The organism is Anaerotalea alkaliphila (assembly GCF_010179735.1).
GTDB lineage: Bacteria > Bacillota > Clostridia > Lachnospirales > Vallitaleaceae > Anaerotalea > Anaerotalea alkaliphila.
Genome location: NZ_JAAEEH010000004.1, coordinates 24,238 through 43,271, shown reverse-complemented (window position 1 = coordinate 43,271; position 19,034 = coordinate 24,238). Strand labels below are relative to the sequence as shown.

General features: G+C 60.8%; 17 protein-coding genes. 11 read left to right on the top strand and 6 right to left on the bottom strand.

Features of this window, described 5'->3' with window-relative positions:
- Positions 1 to 8 precede the first annotated feature (8 nt).
- Both asrB and asrA read right to left on the bottom strand, forming a co-directional pair.
- Positions 9 to 800, bottom strand: a complete 792-nt coding sequence (asrB, locus tag GXN74_RS02465) for an anaerobic sulfite reductase subunit AsrB (RefSeq protein ID WP_162369340.1) — start codon at positions 798 to 800, stop codon at positions 9 to 11.
- Positions 797 to 1,813, bottom strand: coding sequence for an anaerobic sulfite reductase subunit AsrA (asrA, locus tag GXN74_RS02460; protein WP_162369339.1), 1,017 nt, complete (start codon positions 1,811 to 1,813; stop codon positions 797 to 799). Before asrA ends, asrB begins: the two co-directional genes overlap by 4 nt.
- Positions 1,814 to 1,978: 165 nt before the next feature.
- On the opposite strand from asrA, the gene truA reads away from it, so the two are divergent.
- The gene (truA, locus tag GXN74_RS02455) at positions 1,979 to 2,740 is read left to right on the top strand and encodes a tRNA pseudouridine(38-40) synthase TruA (RefSeq protein ID WP_246208560.1); all 762 of its coding nucleotides are present in this window, start codon (positions 1,979 to 1,981) and stop codon (positions 2,738 to 2,740) included.
- On the opposite strand, the gene GXN74_RS02450 is transcribed toward truA, so the two are convergent.
- Positions 2,727 to 3,593, bottom strand: a complete 867-nt coding sequence (locus tag GXN74_RS02450) for a CPBP family intramembrane glutamic endopeptidase (protein ID WP_162369338.1) — start codon at positions 3,591 to 3,593, stop codon at positions 2,727 to 2,729. The two genes, truA and GXN74_RS02450, sit on opposite strands and share 14 nt — an antisense overlap.
- 153 nt (positions 3,594 to 3,746) lie before the next feature.
- Here GXN74_RS02450 and GXN74_RS02445 point away from each other — a divergent pair, with 153 nt between their 5' ends.
- Complete coding sequence (locus GXN74_RS02445; RefSeq protein WP_162369337.1) at positions 3,747 to 6,110, top strand: beta-propeller domain-containing protein; 2,364 nt, start codon at positions 3,747 to 3,749, stop codon at positions 6,108 to 6,110.
- Positions 6,111 to 6,180: 70 nt separating this feature from the next.
- Here the strand turns inward: GXN74_RS02445 and msrB are convergent, their stop codons facing one another.
- Positions 6,181 to 7,122 carry a peptide-methionine (R)-S-oxide reductase MsrB gene (gene msrB, locus GXN74_RS02440; RefSeq protein WP_425481813.1) on the bottom strand — a complete coding sequence of 314 codons (942 nt, stop codon included), beginning with the start codon at positions 7,120 to 7,122 and terminating at the stop codon, positions 6,181 to 6,183.
- 187 nt (positions 7,123 to 7,309) lie between these two features.
- On the opposite strand from msrB, the gene GXN74_RS02435 reads away from it, so the two are divergent.
- The 8 genes from GXN74_RS02435 to GXN74_RS14680 all read left to right on the top strand — a co-directional run bounded on the left by GXN74_RS02435 (position 7,310) and on the right by GXN74_RS14680 (position 16,254).
- Entirely contained in the window at positions 7,310 to 7,486 is a 177-nt protein-coding gene (locus tag GXN74_RS02435; RefSeq protein WP_162369336.1) for an SHOCT domain-containing protein, read from the top strand.
- Positions 7,487 to 7,507: 21 nt separating this feature from the next.
- The gene (locus tag GXN74_RS02430; RefSeq protein WP_162369335.1) at positions 7,508 to 7,792 is read left to right on the top strand and encodes an SHOCT domain-containing protein; all 285 of its coding nucleotides are present in this window, start codon (positions 7,508 to 7,510) and stop codon (positions 7,790 to 7,792) included.
- Between the two features lie 109 nt (positions 7,793 to 7,901).
- Positions 7,902 to 8,612 (top strand): ABC transporter ATP-binding protein, encoded by a 711-nt coding sequence (locus GXN74_RS02425; protein WP_162369402.1) that lies wholly within the window; start codon positions 7,902 to 7,904, stop codon positions 8,610 to 8,612.
- A gap of 4 nt (positions 8,613 to 8,616) precedes the next feature.
- Entirely contained in the window at positions 8,617 to 10,965 is a 2,349-nt protein-coding gene (locus tag GXN74_RS02420) for an ABC transporter permease (protein WP_162369334.1), read from the top strand.
- Positions 10,966 to 11,057: 92 nt separating this feature from the next.
- The gene (locus tag GXN74_RS02415; RefSeq protein ID WP_162369333.1) at positions 11,058 to 11,636 is read left to right on the top strand and encodes a hydrolase; all 579 of its coding nucleotides are present in this window, start codon (positions 11,058 to 11,060) and stop codon (positions 11,634 to 11,636) included.
- Between the two features lie 13 nt (positions 11,637 to 11,649).
- A complete protein-coding gene (locus tag GXN74_RS02410; protein ID WP_162369332.1) occupies positions 11,650 to 12,804 on the top strand; it encodes a polysaccharide deacetylase family protein in 1,155 nt (384 codons plus the stop codon).
- A gap of 4 nt (positions 12,805 to 12,808) precedes the next feature.
- Positions 12,809 to 14,581, top strand: coding sequence for a putative glycoside hydrolase (locus GXN74_RS02405; RefSeq protein WP_162369331.1), 1,773 nt, complete (start codon positions 12,809 to 12,811; stop codon positions 14,579 to 14,581).
- A gap of 161 nt (positions 14,582 to 14,742) precedes the next feature.
- The gene (locus GXN74_RS14680) at positions 14,743 to 16,254 is read left to right on the top strand and encodes a nitrite/sulfite reductase (RefSeq protein ID WP_162369330.1); all 1,512 of its coding nucleotides are present in this window, start codon (positions 14,743 to 14,745) and stop codon (positions 16,252 to 16,254) included.
- A 7-nt stretch (positions 16,255 to 16,261) separates the two neighbouring features.
- Here GXN74_RS14680 and GXN74_RS02395 read toward each other — a convergent pair whose 3' ends face one another.
- Positions 16,262 to 17,443 carry a MalY/PatB family protein gene (locus GXN74_RS02395; protein WP_162369329.1) on the bottom strand — a complete coding sequence of 394 codons (1,182 nt, stop codon included), beginning with the start codon at positions 17,441 to 17,443 and terminating at the stop codon, positions 16,262 to 16,264.
- Positions 17,444 to 17,584: 141 nt separating this feature from the next.
- Between GXN74_RS02395 and GXN74_RS02390 the strand changes: the two genes are divergently transcribed.
- Positions 17,585 to 18,367, top strand: a complete 783-nt coding sequence (locus GXN74_RS02390) for an alpha/beta fold hydrolase (protein WP_162369328.1) — start codon at positions 17,585 to 17,587, stop codon at positions 18,365 to 18,367.
- A 27-nt stretch (positions 18,368 to 18,394) separates the two neighbouring features.
- Here GXN74_RS02390 and GXN74_RS02385 read toward each other — a convergent pair whose 3' ends face one another.
- Entirely contained in the window at positions 18,395 to 18,982 is a 588-nt protein-coding gene (locus GXN74_RS02385) for a sugar O-acetyltransferase (protein ID WP_162369327.1), read from the bottom strand.
- Positions 18,983 to 19,034: the final 52 nt, after the last annotated feature.

Genomic DNA, 19,034 nt, shown 5'->3' with positions numbered 1-19,034 from the left:
CGCCCTCCTTAATCCAACAGGTTCTTGGCCTTGGTGTAGTTGAACACGGGGCCTTCCAGACAAACATAGGTCTCGTCGATCTTGCAGTGTCCGCATTTGCCGATGCCGCAGCTCATCTTGCGCTCGAAGGACACCCAGATGTTCTCCTCCAGGAATCCGTTCTTCAACAGTTCCAGTGTCATGAACTTCATCATGATGGGAGGCCCCACCACGATGGCGGTCTTCTCCTTCACATTGGAAAGGTCCAGCTTCGTCACGTGGGTGGTGACCAGGCCCGTATGACCGTCCCACCCCTCCACGGGGTTGTCCACGGAGAGGATGACCTTGGCCTTCTCTTCCCAGCGCAGGATGTCGTCGGTGAAGAGGATGTCCGAGGGGCTTTTGAAGCCCAAGAGTACTTCCAGGCTCTTCACCTGGTCCAGGTTCTCCATGTAGTGCTGGATGGTCTTCTTGACCGGAGCAAGGCCGGTCCCGCCGGCTATGACCACCAGGTCCCTTCCCTTGAAGTTGTCCAGCTGGAAGCCGTTGCCGTAGGGTCCCCGCAGGAAAAGGGAATCCCCGGGCTCCATCTCGAAGATCTTGTCCGTCAGCCGTCCGACCTTCCGGATGGTCATGTCGATGGTGGAACCGTCGAAGTCGCTGATGGAAATGGGGGCCTCCCCCACACCGGGTATGGAGACTTCCATGAACTGCCCTCCGGTGACGGGACCCTGGTAGTCGATGGTGTAGGTGTAGTCGATGGCGGTCTCCTTGCGGATCCCCACCAGTTCATAGGGCTTTGGCAAGTAGGGATTGGTCATTGGGCGACCTCCTTTGCGATCTGGTTCAGCTTGTTGATGCATTTGGAGAAGGAGATGTACTCCGGACAGACGTCGTCGCAGCGGCCGCAGCCCACGCACATGTGCTCGCCGAAGCGGCGGTGGTAGTCGTTGACCTTGTGCATGGTCTTGAAGCGCATCTTCTCCCCGTGCTTCTTCCGGAAGTTGTGGCCCCCGGCCATGTCCGAATAGCCGTCGATGTGGCAGCTGGCCCAGACCCTGCGCCGTTCTCCCAGGTTCTTCTCGTCGTTCACCTGGACATCCTGCATGGTGAAGCAGGAGCAGGTGATGCAGGAGGTGTTGCAGCGGCCGCAGGCGATGCAACGGGACGTGTATTCCGTCCAAAGATCATGGTCGAAGAGGTCCTTGGTCACAGCCTCCAGAGGGGGGGCGTCCACCTTGACCTTGTTCTCCCGGATGTATTCCACCTGGAAGTCCGCTTCCGGCCTGTCCCTGAGGATTTCCGTCGCAAGCGCCGGATCCTTGATGTCCAGCAGCAGGGAACCCTCCTCGAAGCGCAGGGCCCCATCGTAGTCCGTGGCCACATTGGAACCCATGGATACGCAGAAGCAGGTGTCGAAGCCTTCCGTACACTCCACCATCAGGAACTTCACCTTTTTGCGGCGGCGTTCGTAATAGGTGTCCACCTCCTGGCCATTCTTCAGGAAAATGGTGTCCAGACGCCGCACCCCATTCAGGTCGCAGGGACGGACCAGGACCACCAGCGGCTTTTCGTCGATGGTGGTTTCGAGCACCTCATCCTTCAGGAACTGGAACAAGGTTTCCCTGACGGGATAGAACACTTCCTTCGGGGAAAAATGGGACTTCCTGTCCAGGACGATGTCCCCGAAGGATTCGATTTCCCCGTAACCGACCACATCCGTGTCCGAAAACGCCCCTTTTCCCGCTTTGGCGACGGGGGCGAAAACATGGTAGGATTGCAGCAGCTCCGAGAGGTATCGGTCCTTTTCGTTTTCTGCCAGTCTGAAACCCATGGCATGCACCTCCATTTGCAATTGATTGTCTAAACTTTAACAAACATATGTGTCTACTCCCAGTATAGCATAGGCAGGCTTGCCTGTATGTTGCCGAGGCAACAACGGATTGTCTTTTGAAGGCGGCGGATGTACAATGGAAGGGAGGAAAGAAGGAGGAAGAAGATGGAGAAGATGGAGCATGGCGCAAGGAACATCAAGATGGTGGTGCGGTACGAGGGGACACGGTACGCCGGGTGGCAACGGCTTCCCCACGGGCAGGAGCCAACGGTCCAGGGGAAGCTGGAGGACGTCCTATCCAAGATGACGGGGGAAGACGTGAAGGTCATCGGGTCCGGCCGCACGGACAGGGGGGTCCACGCCTGGGCCCAGACGGCAAACTTCCATACCCGTTCAGGAAAGTCCTGCGGGAACATCCGGGCCTACCTCCAGCAGTACCTGCCGGAAGACCTGGCCGTCCTGTCCGTGGAGGAGGTGGAGGCGGACTTCCATGCCCGGTTCAAGGCAGTGGACAAGACCTACCGGTACCGGATCCATCGGGCGGGGCATCCCCCGGTGTTTGAGAGGAATTTCGTCCACCATCTGCCGGGGGCGCTGGACCTGAAGGCAATGGAGGCCTGTGTCCCCGTCCTGCTGGGGACCCACGACTTCCAGGCCTTCAGCAACAAGAAGACGAAGAAGAGCACGGTCCGCACCCTCCACGCCGTCACCTTCCGGGAAGAGGGGGAGGAGCTTTGGGTCGACATGCGGGGGGACGGGTTCCTCTACAACATGGCCCGCATTCTGGCGGGCACCCTGCTGGATGCGGGACGGGGAAAGCTGGGGCCGGAGGAGGTGCGGGCCCTGTTGGAGAGCGGGAAGCGGAACGGGGAGATCGAAAGGGTTCCGGCCAAGGGACTCTTCCTCATGGAAGTCACCTATCCGTAAAAACCCGGCGCCTGAAGGCCCAGATCCCCAGGTTGAACAGGGCCAGGGTGAGGAAGCCGCTGGCGCCCAGCAGACCGTTGACCAGGGGATGGCCCCCAACCAGGTAGACGAGGGAAATGCCTGCGGTGGCGTTCAGTGTGCCGTGGGCCACAGCCGCGGCCAGGACGCTACCCGTCTTTTCCCGGACCAGCAGGTGGACCGGCGTCAGCAGGATGCACCAGAGGACCATCAGGAAGACCCCGGCCACGGGATAGCCCGGATAGTTGTGGCCCCGCAGGATCAGGGGGGCATGCCAGAAGCCCCAGACGGTGCCGATGACTAGGGAACGGGGCCAGAAGCCCAGGAATTCCAGGGAGGCGTTCAGCCGGCCCCGCCAGCCCAGTTCCTCCCCAAGGCCGGCAAGGGCGTTGACGGTGGCTCCGGCCAGGAGGCCCTGGAGCACCAGGAGCAGTAGGGGGATGGCGGGGTTTCCTGCCAGCTGTTCCGCCATTTCCGCAAACTGTTCGGGAGGCAGCACATCCCGGTACCGCTCCAGGAAGCCGCCCATCCGCAGGCTGAACTCCACGCCGGGGAAGAGCAGGTTCACAGGGATGTTGGCAAAGGAAAGGATGGGAAACACCAGCCAGGCAAAGAGGAACCAGCGGTTCCACCGGGGCCTGCCCACCAGGGAGCGGAAGGTGCCTCCTTCCCTGCGGTGCAGCAGGATGGCAACGATGCCGGGAATCCACATGTAGAACAGGGCCATGGCCAGGTCGGAGGCGGAGCTCCGGGGAAAGAGGCCGGAATAGTAGAGTTCGGCATAGGCGAAGGTGGCGGCGAACACAAGCAGGACGAACCGGGCGGCTTTTCTCATGGGTGTCTCCTTTCGGACGGGCGGAAAGCGGGGGGCCATCCCTTCCATAATAACACGGAAAAAAGCTGGCAGGAAGGGAAAAGAGGGAACAAAACGGCCCGAAATCCAGTCTAATGGGGTGACGGGGGAAACAAGCAAAAGGAGGAAGCAGACATGAAAAAATTGGCGGTATTGTTGGCGTGGACGCTGGTCCTATCCAGCCTGGGGGCGGCTGTCGTACCGGGCAGCCGGGTGGAGGCGGCAGGAGCGCTTGCCATTTATCTGGACGGAGCGCTTCTGCCCCAGGAGGTGGCTCCCGTCCTCCACAAGGACCGGACCCTGGTGGGCCTGCGGGGGGTGTTCGAGCACCTGGGCGCAACCGTGGACTGGAACCGGGAGACCAGGCAGGTCATCGTGCGGATGGGGGACCGGGAACTGCTGCTGGAGCCCGGAAACCCAGACTTCCTGGTGGACGGGGAGCTGCGGCGCATGGACACGGAGCCGCTGCTGGTCCAGGACAGGACCATGGTGCCCATCCGTTTCATCGCGGAGAACCTGGGATATGAAGTCTCCTGGAACGCCGGAGACAAGAGCATCCACCTTCAAAAGGGCCAGGCGCCCCAGGACACCCAAAGCCTGGGAGAGCTTCCCGTGGTAGGGTCCCCGGAAGCCCTAAAAGCCCTGCTGGCCTATAGCCAAAAGCTGGACGACTATGCGGGTAGCCGCTTCTTCGGCCTGGAGCCTGCGGCCACCATGGACGGGACCGAAAGCGCAAGCGACACGGCAGCCGGTGCGCCCGCCCCTGAAGGGAAGGGCGGGGGAGGTCATTCGGAAACCAACGTGCAGGTGGAAGGCGTGGACGAGGGGGATGTGGTGAAGACCGACGGAACCCACATCTACACCCTGCAGAACAACAAGGTTTACATCCTGGAAGCGGTTCCGGGCGCTCCCAAGGTGGTGGCCACCCTGGCCTTCGGCGATGAGATTTCCCCGGATAAGGCAGTGACGGTCAACAGGAATGCCACCGACCTCTACATCCAGGACGGCAAGCTGCTGGTCGTGGGCAGCAAATACCAGTACGGCTTGTATCCGGTGCCTGCACCGGAAGCCAGGATCCTGCCGGTCCCCTACGGCATGGACACCACCTTCGTGCAGGTCTATGACGTCCGGGACAAGGCCAATCCCGTATTGGCGAGGGACCTGGAATTCTCCGGATATCCCGTATCCTCCCGTCTGGTGGGGGACAAATTCTACATGGTGACAAACCAGAGCTTCCGCCACTACGGCATCATGCCCTACGTGGATGTGGCTGTGGAGGACAAGCCGGCGGACTTGCCGGAGGCCATGGAGGCGGAAGCCCCAATGGAAGCGATGGCCATGCCGGTGATGATAGACAACGGATCCGGGGAGACCAAGGTGTTCGGTTTCGATGAAATCCGGTACTTCCCGGACAATGTGGAGCCCTCCTATCTGCTGGCCATCGGCTTGGACCTGACGGGCGGGGAAGCCGACGTGAACGCCTATCTGGGGTCGGCGGAAACGGTGTATGCATCCAAGACAGGTATGGTCCTGGGATTCACCCGGTACCGCTACAGTCTGGAGCCCGTGGTGGACCCCGACCGGTTCCTGTACAGGCCCACCTATGAGATGACCACCACCCTGTACAAATTCGCCCTGGAGGACGGAAAGGTCCGCTTCGTGGAGAAGGGATCCGTGCCCGGACGGCTGCTGAACCAGTTCTCCCTGGACGAGCATGAAGGCAACCTGCGGGTGGCCACCACCGTAGGCCAGATGTGGAATACGGCGGACCCTTCCAGCAACAACGTCTACATCCTGGACGAAGGACTGGAGCGGGTCGGCACCCTGGAAGGCCTGGCGGAAGGGGAAAGGATCTACAGCACCCGCTTCGCCGGAGACAGGATCTACATGGTCACCTTCAAGGAAATCGACCCCTTCTTCGTCATCGACGCTGCGGACCCCAGAAACCCCAAGGTCCTGGGCTACCTGAAGATTCCGGGATTCTCCTCCTACATGCATCTGCTGGACGAGAACCATATCCTGGGATTCGGTTATGACACCGTGGAACGGGACGGCTTCACGACCAGAGGAGGCTTCAAGATATCCCTCTTCGACGTGACCGACCCCATGGCGCCGGTGGAAAAGGACAAGGAAGTCATCGGCCGGGAAGGCACCTATTCGGAACTGGACTACAACCACAAGGCATTGATGATTTCCCTGGAAAAGGGACTGATGGCGTTCCCCATCTCCATCGTCGGGCGGACACCCTATGTCATGGATTTCGCAGGGGCCTATGTCTATGATGTGGACGCGGACAGCTTCACCTACCGGGGACAGCTGACCCACCACACCTCGGGAACCGTCCAGTCCGAAAGGGACTACAAGTATTTCGACTACCAGTACAACATCGGCAGGATCCTCTACATCGGGGAGCACCTCTACACCATCTCTCCCGCCAAGGTCCAGGTCAACAGGATCGTGGACATGCAGAAGACGGGTGAGGCGGCGCTTCCCAGATAGGGGAGTTCCAGCACGACGGCAACAAGGGAGGGAGCAAAAAGCCCGCGGGCTTTTTGCTCCCTCCCTTGCATCATTCCACCTGGTCCAACAGATGGCCGTATCCCCGGGTTTCCATCTCCTCCCGGGGGATGAACTCCAGGGAGGCGCTGTTGATGCAGTACCGCAGTCCTCCCGCTTCCTTGGGGCCGTCCTCGAAGACGTGTCCCAGATGGCTGTCCCCGCTGCGGCTGCGGACCTCCACCCGCCGCATGCCGTGGCTGGCGTCGCTTGCATAGCGTACCACCTCCGGTGCCAGAGGTCTGGTGAAGCTGGGCCATCCGCAGCCGGAATCGAACTTGGCTGCGGAGCTGAAGAGGGGCTCCCCGGTGGCGACATCCACATAGATCCCCTTGGCCCGGGTGTTCCAGTATTCTCCGGTGAAGGGGCGCTCGGTGGCGCTTTCCTGGGTGACGGAGAACTGGAGGGGGGTCAGCTTGTCCCGGAGTTCTTCCTGCCCGGGTTTCGGATACGGTTCCCCCTCCACCACGGGAGCGTCCGCGAGACGCAGGTCGATGTGGCAGTAGCCGCCGGGGTTCTTGTCCAGGTAATCCTGGTGGTATTCCTCCGCCGGATAAAAGTGGGCCAGGGGAAGGACCTCCACCGCCAGGGGTTTGGCATGGGAAGACTGGACATGGGCCATCATGGAACGGATGGTGTCCAGGTCCCCTGGATCCGTATAGTAGATGCCGGTGCGGTACTGGACCCCCCGGTCGTTGCCTTGCCGGTTGAGGCTGGTGGGGTCCACAATCCTGAAATAGTGGGCCAGCAGGGTCTTGAGTTCCACCACCTCCGGATCGTAGAGCACCCGGACGGTCTCCGCATGACCGGAGTTCCGGTACACCAGGTCCTCGTAGCTGGGATTCTCCGTATTGCCGTTGGCGTAACCGGACACGGCGTCCATGACGCCTGGAATCCTTTGCATGTAGGCCTCCACACCCCAGAAGCAGCCTCCGGCCAGATGGATTTCCTTCAGGTTCTTCAAATCGTTCGCCTCCTTATCGCAGGCGGTTCTCTGCCTGCAATATCATTATAACACGATTGGAAGGAAAGTCAATTGAGAACGGTTATTGGGAAATTGGAAGAAAACAGGGTAAAACGACATAATTTCTTCACAATCCGGTGGTATGATAAGGTTAGGAAAAGAAAGGAGGTTGCCGACAATGATGTTTGCAGGATGGATTCTGATTGGAGTGCTGGCATATGTGCTTCTCAAGGACAGGGAATTGCTCCCCAGGGAAGAAAAGGGAGGACAAGCCATGGAACGGCTGAAGGAACGGTTTGTGAACGGGGAGATCGACGAGGGCACCTACCTGAAGATGAAAAACATGATCCAATAGAACGGGCAAGGAGGTAAAGTGATGCGTTTTCCAAGAGGATATGATTTTGAACGGGGATGGGAATACGGCGGCCGGTGCATGGACTGGTTCGGTGGACCGGGAGGCTTCCTGGTGGGGGGCGTGCTGCTCCTGCTGTTGCTGGTTGCCGCCGTCCTTCTGGTGCTGCTGCTTCTGAAACGGAAACAAGGGGGCGGCGGCCAGGGCGCCAGGGACCAGGCCATGGAGATCCTGAAGATGAAGCTGGTGAACGGGGAGATCGACGAGGAGGAGTACCAGAAGAAGAAGGAGCTGTTGGAGAGGAAATAGGAGGGGCGGAGCAACCATGCTCCGCCTCTTTTTCGTACACTAGGAAAGTTTGGTCCCTGGTATGGTATAATGGAGGAAACGGAAGTGTACAGGAGGAGTGGCGATGGAGATGGAAAATAAGGTTCTGTACAAGGTGGAGGGGCTGTCCAAATCCTATCAGATGGGGGATGTGGAGGTCAAGGCCCTCCAGGAGGTCTCCTTTGAGATCGGGGAAGGGGAATTCGTGGTGATCCTGGGGCCCAGCGGCTCGGGCAAAAGCACCCTGCTGAACATCATGGGCGGCATGGACAAGCCTTCCGCAGGGAAGGTGTTCTTCAAGGAACAGGAGGTGACCCGCTACGACGACAGGAAGCTGACCCAGTTCAGAAGGAGGGACGTGGGGTTCATCTTCCAGTTCTACAACCTGATCGGGAACCTGACCGCCAGGGAGAATGTCGAACTGGCGGTGGAGATCTGCGACGAGCCGCTGGATGTGGAGGAGATGCTGGAGGCCGTGGGACTGGAAGAGCGTTCGGACCACTTCCCTGCCCAGATGAGCGGGGGCGAGCAGCAGCGGGTGGCCATCGCCCGGGCGGCGGCCAAGAACCCCGAAATCCTCCTGTGCGACGAGCCTACGGGGGCTTTGGATTTCGAGACGGGCATCTCCATCCTGCAGGTGCTCAAGATGGTCAACGAGCGGTACGGGCGCACCGTAGTGGTGATCACCCACAACGCCCCCATCGCCCAGATGGCGGACCGGGTGCTGAAGATGCGCAGCGGCAAGGTCATGGAGGATTACAGGAACAGCCAACCCTTGGACCCGAAGGAGATTGTGTGGTGAGGACATGAAGAAACTGAACCTGCGCCTGGTCCGGACCATGCGCCATGCCAAAGGCCAGCTGGCGGCCCTGCTGGCGGTGATGGTCACGGGACTTTTCATCTTTACGGCCATCACCAGCGCCGCCACCAACCTGCAGACTTCCCTGGAAAGCTATTACGACCAGAGCAACTTCGGGGACGTCTTCGTGGAGCTGATGCACATCCCCAGCCAGGAGGTGGACGGGCTGGTGGGGGATGGGGGGATAGTGGAGGCCAAGGGAAGATATGCCTTCACCACCCCTTTCCTGACGGACGACCCCAAGGAAATCGTGAACGTGCGGGTGGTCTCCTCGGGATCCTCCACCGACGGAATCAACGAACTGCACCTCTATGAAGGTTCCAGGAGCATCGGGGAGAACCGGGTGCTGGTACTGGAGAAGTTCGCCACGGCCAGGGGACTGGAGGTGGAGGACAGGTTCCACCTCCAGATCGCGGGCCAAAGGCGGGAGATGGTGGTGGCCGGCATCGTGGGCAGTCCCGAATACATCTATCTGATGGAGAACGAGCAGGCCCTGATGCCCCGGCCGGGCAAATTCGGGGTGGTCTTTGTGGAGGAATCCTACCTGGGAAGCATCGCGGGAACCGGAGGCATCTACAACGAAGTGGTGTTCAAGCTGGAGGACCGGGCCCGGTCCAAGGAGGCGGAGGACCATCTGGAGGAGGCCTTGGACCGCTATGGCGTCCGCAGGATCATCCCCCGGAAGGACCAGCTCAGCAACAACGTGACCTACCAGGAGATCGAAGGCCTGCAGGCCATGACCCGGACGGTGCCATTCATCTTCCTGTTCGCTGCGGGAGGGATCCTGGCGACCCTCATGGGAAGGATGGTGAAGAACGACCGGATGGCCATCGGTGTGCTGAAGGCCATGGGCTACCGGAACCGGACCATCCTGGGCCACTACATGAAGTTCGCCCTGTTCGTCGGCATCACAGGGGGCATCTTGGGAACCCTTCTGGGCACGGTCCTTTCGGGGTTCATGACCCAGCTGTACCTGGACTTCTTCGCCATCCCCCTCCTGGAGGTGCGCTTCTATCCGGAGAACATCGTCGCCTCCCTGGTCCTGGCCACGGTGGTCTGCATGGCCTCGGGATTCCTTGGGGCAAGGAACGTCCTGGCGATCTCCCCCGCGGAATCCATGAAGCCGGAGGCCCCCCGGCAGGGGCACCGGATCCTTCTGGAACGGATCCGCTTCCTTTGGAACCAGGTGAGCTTCACCTGGAAGATCGTGTTCCGGAACATCTTCAGGGAGAAGAAAAAATTCCTCCTGGTCAGCCTGGGGGGGGCCTTCACTTTGGGCATGATGACCATGACCTTTTGGATGAACAGCATCTACGGGGTGCTCTTCGAGGAGCACTACGGCCATTTCATGTCCATGGACTACACCATCCATCTGGACGGATTCTTCCACGAGCGGGCCGTACGGGACCTGGGGCGGCTCATCGAGGCGGACCATCTGGAACCCAAGCTGGAGGTTCCCTTCGAACTCTACAATGGCGCGAAATCGGGGGTGGTGAATGTAGTGGGCCTGGTCCAGGGGACCCGTTTCTACAACTTCTCCGACGCCCAGGGGCATGAGGTGCCCCTGCCTGTGGACGGGATGCTGATCTCCTCCAACCTGGCCCTGAAGCTGGGGGTCGGGGAGGGGGACCTGCTCCGGGTCCGCAATTTCCTCCCCGGTAAGGAAGACAGCTACATCCGGGTCCGTGGGGTCATCGAGCAGACCCTTGGCATCAACGCCTACATGGAGCTGGAGTGGATGGGGACCCAGCTGGTGGAGCGGGGGGCCGTGAACGGCGCCCTGGTGGCCACGGACCAGGAGATCATCCCCCTGCTGGAGGATGTGGAAAGGGTCGGTGGGGTCCAGTCCACGGAGGAGCTGCAGGCGATCTTCCTGGAATTCATGGACCTGACCCTGGTGAGCATCGGGTTCATGCTGTTCTTCTCGGGAATCCTGGGATTTGTCATCGTGTACAGCATGACCATCATGAGCATCCACGAACGGAAACTGGAGTTCGCCTCCCTCCGTGTCCTGGGCTTCACCAGGGGGGAGCTCTTCGGACTGATCCTGAAGGAGAATCTGGTCATGACCCTGTTGGGCTTCGTGATGGGAGTCCCCCTGGGGCTGTTCTTCGTGGAAGCGGTCAGCGTCAGCTTCACCTCGGACCTGTACACCATGAACAGGCCGGTGCAGCCGGAGGAGATCGGCCTGGCCATGCTCTTCACCACCGGGTGCATCCTGCTGGCCCAACTGGCCACCTACAAGAAGATCCGCCATCTGGACTTCATCGAGGCGCTGAAAAACAGGACGACATGAGAAAAATCCCGCAGATGGCCCTGTCGGGGTTGAACCGGGAGACCGGTTGGGGTATAGTAGTACCTATGGAAGAAAAAGAGGGAGGCGGTAAGATGGAAGGAATCCCGAGCAGGGAAGAGGCGCTGGCGCTTTTGCTGCGCTACAACAAGACGGACAGCCTGGTCAGGCATGCGCTGACGGTGGAGGGGGTCATGGCCCATTTTGCCGGACTCTATCCCGGGGAAGACCCCCGGGTCTGGGGTGTCATGGGGTTGGTCCATGACCTGGACTATGAGATGTATCCCCAGGAGCATTGCAACAAGGCGGAGGAGATCCTCCGGGCGGAAGGGTGGCCCCAGGAGGCGGTGCGCGCCGTCCTAAGCCACGGCTACGGCATCTGCACCCAGGTGCGGCCGGAATCGGACCTGGAGAAGGTCCTGTATGCGGTGGACGAGCTGACCGGACTGATCACGGCCACGGCCCTGATGCGTCCGGACAGGAGCGTGATGGACCTGGAGGTCAAGTCCGTCATGAAGAAGTGGAAACAGAAGAATTTCGCAGCCGGGGTGGACCGGAGCCTGATCGGGGAAGGGGTCCGCAATCTGGGAATGACCGTGGAAGCCGTAGTGGAAGAGTGCATCCGTGGGATGCGGAAAATCGCACCGGACATCGGTCTGGCAGGGATGGAATAGGGAGTGTGACGGGATGAAGGGTAGGAGAGAACGGAAGAAAGCAGCCGGCAGGGCCCTCCTTTGGCTGGGGGTCCTGCTGCTTTTGGCGGGATGCGGCGGCAGCCCCGGCAGGGAAATACAGAAGAGGGACCACCTGGAAGAGGCGGCGGCGAACGGAGGGAAAGTGGAGGCTTCGGAAGAGGCAATGGCAGAGGCCCCCCAGGAAGAGGAACCAAACCAGGAGCCGGCAGACCCCCGGGAGTCCATAGACCTGTCCCTGAAGCCGGATGAATCCGGGAAGGTCATGGTGCTGATGTACCACAACATCGGGCCGGAGGAAAAGGAATGGGTCCGGACACCGGAGAACTTCCTAAAGGACCTGGAGGTCCTCTACGAAAAGGGCTACCGCCCCGTCAGCCTGACGGACTTCGTGACGGGAAGGATTCCTACGGAAGCCGGGAAGACGCCCGTGGTCATCACCTTCGACGACGGGAACCTGAACAATTTCGAATACCTGGAGGACGGGAGCCTCAATCCGCTGTCCGCCGTAGGGCTTCTGCTGGCCTTCCATGAGGAGCATACGGATTTCCCCTTGGAGGCCACCTTTTTTCTGGACGGCAGCCAGCCTTTCCGGCAACAGGGGATGGAAGGGAAGAAGCTGGACTTTCTCATCGAAAAGGGGATGGATGTGGGCAACCACACCAAAGGACACGACAACCTTTCCAAGGCGGATGGCGCCAAGATCCAGCAGGCCATCGGGGCCCAGGCCCAATTCCTGGAAGGCCTGATCGGACAGGAGGGGTACCGGGTGGAGACCCTGGCGCTTCCTTATGGGGGAAGGCCCAAGGACGAGGCGCTGAAGGCCTATCTGGGCGCAGGCAGCTTCGAAGGGGTCCCCTACGGGAACATCGCGGTATTGAACGTGGGCTGGCATCCCGCCCATTCCCCCTATGACAGCCGGTTCGACCCCTTGAGCATTCCAAGGATCCGGGCCAGCGAGATGAAGGTGGACAACGTAGGGCTATACAACTATCTGGAGTATTTCGACAAGCACCCGGAGGAACGGTTCGTCAGCGACGGGAACCCGGAGGTGGTCACCGTACCGGAAGGCAAGCAGGAACGCCTGAAGGAGTTGGACGGCATGCAACTGTACATTTATCAAAACCAACAAGAAAAGGAAATGGAATAGAGCGATGGGAAGAATCAGATCATGGACAATCCTCTTGCTGCTGGCGACCCTGCTGGCCGCAACAGGATGTGCCCGAGGGGAGTCCCCCGGAACGGAAGAGGGAAGCAAGGCGGAGACGCCGGCGGATGTGGCGATGGAGGAGCCCGGGGTAAATGGGGAGCCGGAAGTTGCGGAGCCTTCCGAAGAGGAACTCCAGGCGGCCAGGGAAGCCGAACGTGCGGCGCTGGAGGAGGAGCGGAAGGCAAAGTACAAGGAATTCTACGTCCCCCTGCCCCCCCTGGACGAGGAGCGTGAGCCGAAGACCGTCAAGGCCAAGGGGCTCTACATGACCAGCCATGTGGCGGGATTCGCCTTCGATGAGGCGGACGTGGAGTACTATGCGGAATACGTGCGCGCGGTGACGGGACAGAGCGGAAAGGCACCGGATGCCAGCCGTCTGGACGATGTGAACAAGCTGGAGCAGATCCTGGGGATCTGTCTGGGCAGCGAGGTGAACGCCCTGGTGATCGACGTGAAGAACGATGACGGATTCATCTCCTGGGCCAGCGACATCCAGGTGGTCAATGAGGTGAAATCCACCGGCACCATGCCCTTCAAGAACCATGCTCCCCTGATGGAGTATCTGAAGAAGAACGACATCTACACCATCGCCCGGGTGGTCGCCTTCAAGGACCCCTACTTCGCGGCCGCCAGAAGCAGCCACGCCATCCAGTTGAAGGCCGGTGGCGTCTACAAGGACAAATCGGGTGTGGTGTGGGTGAACCCCTTCGACCCCTATGTATGGGACTACAACGTGGCCGTATCCAGGGAAGCGGCCCTTCGGGGATTCGATGAGATCCAGTTCGACTATGTGCGGTTCCCGGAGAGCGCCAAGTACTACAACCCCATCACGGACTTCCCTCACCGGGATGGAAGGGACAAGGACGAGGGGATTGAGGACTTCCTGGCATACGCCCGGAAGGAACTGGAACCCTACAAGGTCCACATCGCGGCAGACGTCTTCGGGGTGGCCACCCGTTCCTGGGACGACACGCCGGAAGACATCGGCCAGACATGGCGCAAGATTGCCAACCAGGTGGAGTACATCTGCCCCATGATCTATCCAAGCCACTACGGAGCCAACTGGTATGGCTATGCGGTACCCGACCAGCATCCCTACGGCGTCCTGCGGGCTGCCTTGATGGAGGCGCTGGAGAGGAACGCGGCCCAGAAGGACCCTGCGGTCATCCGGCCCTGGATCCAAGGCTTCACGGCACCCTGGATCAAGGGGTACATCAACTACGACCCCAAAGCCATTTCCGACCAGATCGTGGCGGGCATGGAGCTGGGCGTCGACGAGTACATCATCTGGAGCCCCAGGAACAATTACGACCCCAGGATTTTCACCTACCACAGCCGGATCGACAAGAACATCCGGAAGGAAGGGGAAGACATCCTGGCCAGGACGCCGGAAGCGGCCCTGAAGCAGTTCCTGGAAGCCGAAAGGCACAAGCGCTACAGCCAACAGTACCTCCTGACCCCCCTGGGGAAACGGGAGGAGGACTATGACCTGTTCGCCAAAGGGATTGCGGACAGCCAGCTGGTGCTGACCTCCCATGCCATCCGGTCCGTCCAGGCGGACGGCGCCGGTGGCTACGTGGGGATTGTGGACGGGGAATACACTTCCGTCCAAGGGAAGGCCCCGCTCCAGGGGGCGGCGTACAAGATCGCCCTGGAGAAGGACGTGTACAAGGTCACCCGGCCCGCCCTCCAATGGACGGCGGTGCAAGGACAATAGAAGAAAAGGCAGAGCCTACGGAGGCTCTGCCTTTTCTCGTTGGACCGCTTGGACCGTCGGCTCCTGGAGAAGAAAAGGTGTTGACAAACAGGACGGATTGCCCTAGAATTGAAAACATATTAAACCATTTGGACAACTAAACTATAATGAGGAGGACGGCCATGTGGAAACATAGGGATGCTGCGGCCAGGGGAGCTGCGGAATACAAGGGGATGGTGGAAGCTTTCAAGGAGGGGAGCCTGACGCCGGAACAGTTTGCAAAGGGAAGGGGGCTCTATGGGGTGTACGCACAGCGGGTGCCCGGCACCTATATGGTGCGGGTCCGGATTCCCGGCGGCATCCTGGACCTGGACGGTCTGGAGCTGGTCCTTGGGGCAGCCCGGGCAAGGGGGTTGCTGAAGGTCCACGCCACGACCCGCCAGGACATCCAATTCCACGGCCTGGTGCTGGAGGAGACGGTTCGGCTCGTGGAAGACCTGGCCCGGTCTGGACTGTCGGTGAAGGGGAGCGGGGGTAATGGCGCCCGGAACGTGGCCCTGCCTCCGGAGGCAGGATTTCTGGAGGGGGAGGTTTTTGATGTGGCGCCCCATGGTCTGGCGGTGGAGCGCCATCTCCAGGAGGAACCCCTGGCCTTTAGCCTTCCCAGGAAGTTCAAGATTGCCCTTTCTCCCCTGGATGCGGATCCGGCGGGGGCCCGGATTGCGGACTTGGGTCTGATCGCCCGGATCCGGGACGGGGAACGGGGCTTCTGTGCATATGCAGGAGGCGGTCTGGGGAGAAATCCCAAGGAATCCCTGCTTCTTGTGGATTTCCTTCCGGAAAGGAGGCTGCTGGCCCTGGTCCGGGGCACCCTGGAATTCTTCGCCCGGGAGGGGGACTGGAAAGACAGGAGCAAGGCCAGACTCCGCCATATCCGGGACCGGATGGGAGACAAGGCATTTGGGGAGGGGATTTTGGCCGCCTATGCCGCCACCGGGGACATCCCCCTTGTGCTGGAGGAGGAGGGCATCCCCAAGGGCAGGAGGAGGAAGGGAAGCGTGTCCCTTCGCCCTCCTGGCGGGGAGTACCACCTGGGGGAGTTGGAGCAGGTCCGGAGACACCTGCAGGAGCTGCCGGGACCGGTATGCCTCCGGCTGACCAACAACCAGGGGCTTTGGGTGGGGAACCTGGGGGTCCGTGAGGCAAGGCGCTTTGCGGCGGCGTTCGCCTCCCTGCGCCCCCGATTCCCCCTGGAAGGGAGCTTGGGGTGCGTGGGGGCCTCCATCTGCAGCATAGGGATCGGAAAGCCCCAGGAAACCCTGGAGGCGGTGGTGCGGCGTTTCCTGCTGGAGCCGCCTGCCATACGCCGGGCGCTTCCGGCGTTGCAGATGTCCGGCTGCCCCAGTTCCTGCGCCCGGCACCAGGTGGCGTCCATCGGGTGCATGGGCAGGATAAAAAAAATAGACGGTTCCCCTGTACCGGCCTACACCCTGTTCCTGGGAGGGAGCATGGATGGGGCAGGGGTACGGATGGGAGACGCCTATGGGGAAATCCGGGCGGTGGACCTTCCGGATTTCCTGGTCGCCCTGGCCCGGCTGAAGGTGGAGGCCGGCGCAGGGGAGGTGGACTTCGACCGCTTCCTGGAAGAGCAGGGGGAGGCGGTCCGGGAGATGGCGGACCGGTGGAAGGTGTAGCCTTTCCCTAGGCCACGCCGCCATCCAGGGCCTGGGAGAGCTGCTCCAAGGCTTGTTCCAGCACCTTCCGGGGGCAGGCGATGTTGATCCGCTGGAAGCCTTCCCCCTCCGGACCGAAAATCGCGCCGCTGTCCAGCCAGAGCTTGGCCTTGTGGACGATCAGGTCCTGGAGCTGTTCTTCGGAAAGGCCCAGCTTCCTGCAGTCCAGCCATACAAGGTAAGTCCCTTCAGGCTCCACCAGCTCGATCTGGGGGAGCCTTTCCTTCAGGAATTCCCGCAGGAAGGACAGGTTGTCCGCCAGATAGGATTTCAAGGCCTCCAGCCAAGGCCCCCCATGGGCATAGGCGGCCTGGCAGGCCACCAGGCCCATGGTGCCCACCTGGCTGAACCCGCTGCGGTGGATTTCCCTGACGAAGCGGGTGCGCAACTCCCTGTTGGAGATGAAGATGTTGGAAATCTGCAGACCCGCCAGGTTGAAGGTCTTGCTGGGGGCCGTGCAGGTGATGGCCAGGTCCCGGAAGGAGGGGTGCAGGTTGGCGAAGACATGGTGGGTGAAGCCGGGATAGGTGAAATCAGCGTGGATCTCGTCGGCGACCACCAGCACCTGGTGCCGGACGCAGACCGCTCCCAGCGCCAGCAGCTCTTCCCGGCGCCAGACCCGTCCAACGGGATTGTGGGGGCTGCAAAGGAGGAAGAGCTTCACTCCGTGCTCCACGACCTTTTGTTCGAAGTCCTCCAGGTCCATGCGGTAGGTCCCGTTCTCGTAGACCAAAGGATTGTTAACCAGCTTCCGCTCGTTGACCCGGATGGTCTGGGAGAAAGGGTAATAGACCGGCTGCTGGATCAGCACGCTGTCTCCGGGGGACGTGTAGGCGCGGATGGCCGTTGCGATGGCGTAGACCACCCCGGGTGTCTTCACCAGCCATTCCGGGCGGAGCTCCCAGTGGAAATGCCGTTCGTACCAGGCCGCCAGGGCATGGAAATAGGCCTCCTTGCTTTCGGAGTAGCCGAAAATCCCATGCCTGCTGGCGGAGCGGAGGGCTTCCAGGACTTCCGGCGGAGCCTGGAAATCCATGTCCGCGACCCAAAGGGGGAGCAGGTCCGCAGGCATGCCCCTCTCCGCTGCGAAGTCGTATTTGAGGGAATTGGTGTTGCGGCGGTCTATGATTTCATCAAAATTGTAATCCATGATTGCCTCCTGCTGTTCTTGAAAGGATGTTCCCATTATACCCCAAGGTTCCGGAACTTGTCGATACCTGCGGGAACGGTTGCGGCAGTATGGGATAAGGGGTATAATGGTTCCCAAGAAGGATGGAAAGGGAGGAAGACGATGCGCGAACAGGATGTGCAGGTGGAAACGGGGAAGGTGCATCTCCGGATCCAGGAGGGAGCGGGAACCCCGGTGGTGTTCCTTCATGGCCTGGGGGCCTCGGGCCATGATTTCAGGGACGCCTTCGGGGCGCCGGAGCTGGGGGGGAGGCCCCTGGTGGCCCTGGACCTGCCCGGATATGGAAAAAGCGGAAGGCCCCAAGGGTTCTCCTATGACCTGAAGGACCAGGCGGAGATCCTGGACCAGGTCCTCGGGGCCTTGGACATGGACCAGGTGGACCTGGTGGCCCACAGCATGGGAGGGATGGCGGCCATCTGGTTCGCCCGGCTCCATCCGGAGAAGGTCCGGCGGCTGGTCCTGGCGGAACCCAACTTGGACCTGGCGAACGCCCAAATCAGCGCCAGGATCAGGGGCTACGGCAGCGAGCGGGCCTTCGCCGAAGGCTACAGGGAATTCCTGGACCGTTTCGACAAACCGGAAAAGCCATCCGCCTACGGTTTCTATCGGACCCTCCTGGAGACGGAGCCCCATGTGCTGTTCAGGAGCGCCCAGTCCATCAAAACCCATTCCACGGAAGCGTTCTACCGGGAGTTCCTGGAGCTTCCCATGCCGGTGGCCTTCCTCCAAGGGGAGAAGAGCTGGCACCGGTTGGAGGAGGGGATGCGCCGGGAGATGGAGGAAAAAGGCGTCCGGTTCGCCACGGTGCCCTATGCGGGACACGGCATGATGGGGGACAATCCCAGGGAGTTCTACCGGGTCGTCGGAATGCTGCTGGAACCTTGACGGCAAAGGAAAAAGCGGGGATGGGTCCTAGGGGATCCATTGCCCGCTTTTCCTGTCTTCTTCCGTGAGGGTCCGGAGGACCTGGCAGGGGTTTCCGCCGGCCTCCACGTTGGAGGGTATGTCTGTGGAAACCACGCTTCCCGAGCGGATGACCGCATTGTCGCCGATGGTCACGCCGGCCAAAACCACCACATGTCCTCCAATCCAAACGTTCTTGCCTATGCGGATGGGTAGGGCATAGGCGTAACCTTCCGTCCTAAGGCCCGGGTCCAGGGGATAGGCTGCGGTATAGATGCCGACATCCGGTCCCAGGATCACGTGGTCGCCGATGGTCACCTTGGCCGCATCCAGGATGGTGCAGTTGGCATGGGCGTAAAAGTTCTCCCCCACATCGATGTTCCATCCATAGTCGCAGTGGAAGGGCGGCTCCACGTCGATCTTGGACCGGGCGGTCCCCAGAAGGGCATGGAGGAGTTCCTTTTGCCGGTCTTTGTCTCCCGGTGGAAGGTGATTGAACGCATGCAGCAGCTCCCGGGCATTCTGGCGTTCCAGGACCAGGGCATCCAGGGAGGAGCGGTACAAACGGCCTGAGAGCATCTTTTCCTTTTCCTTCATAAAGTGCATACACCTCACTTTCTGTGTGACTACAGGTGCCTACGACTCAATT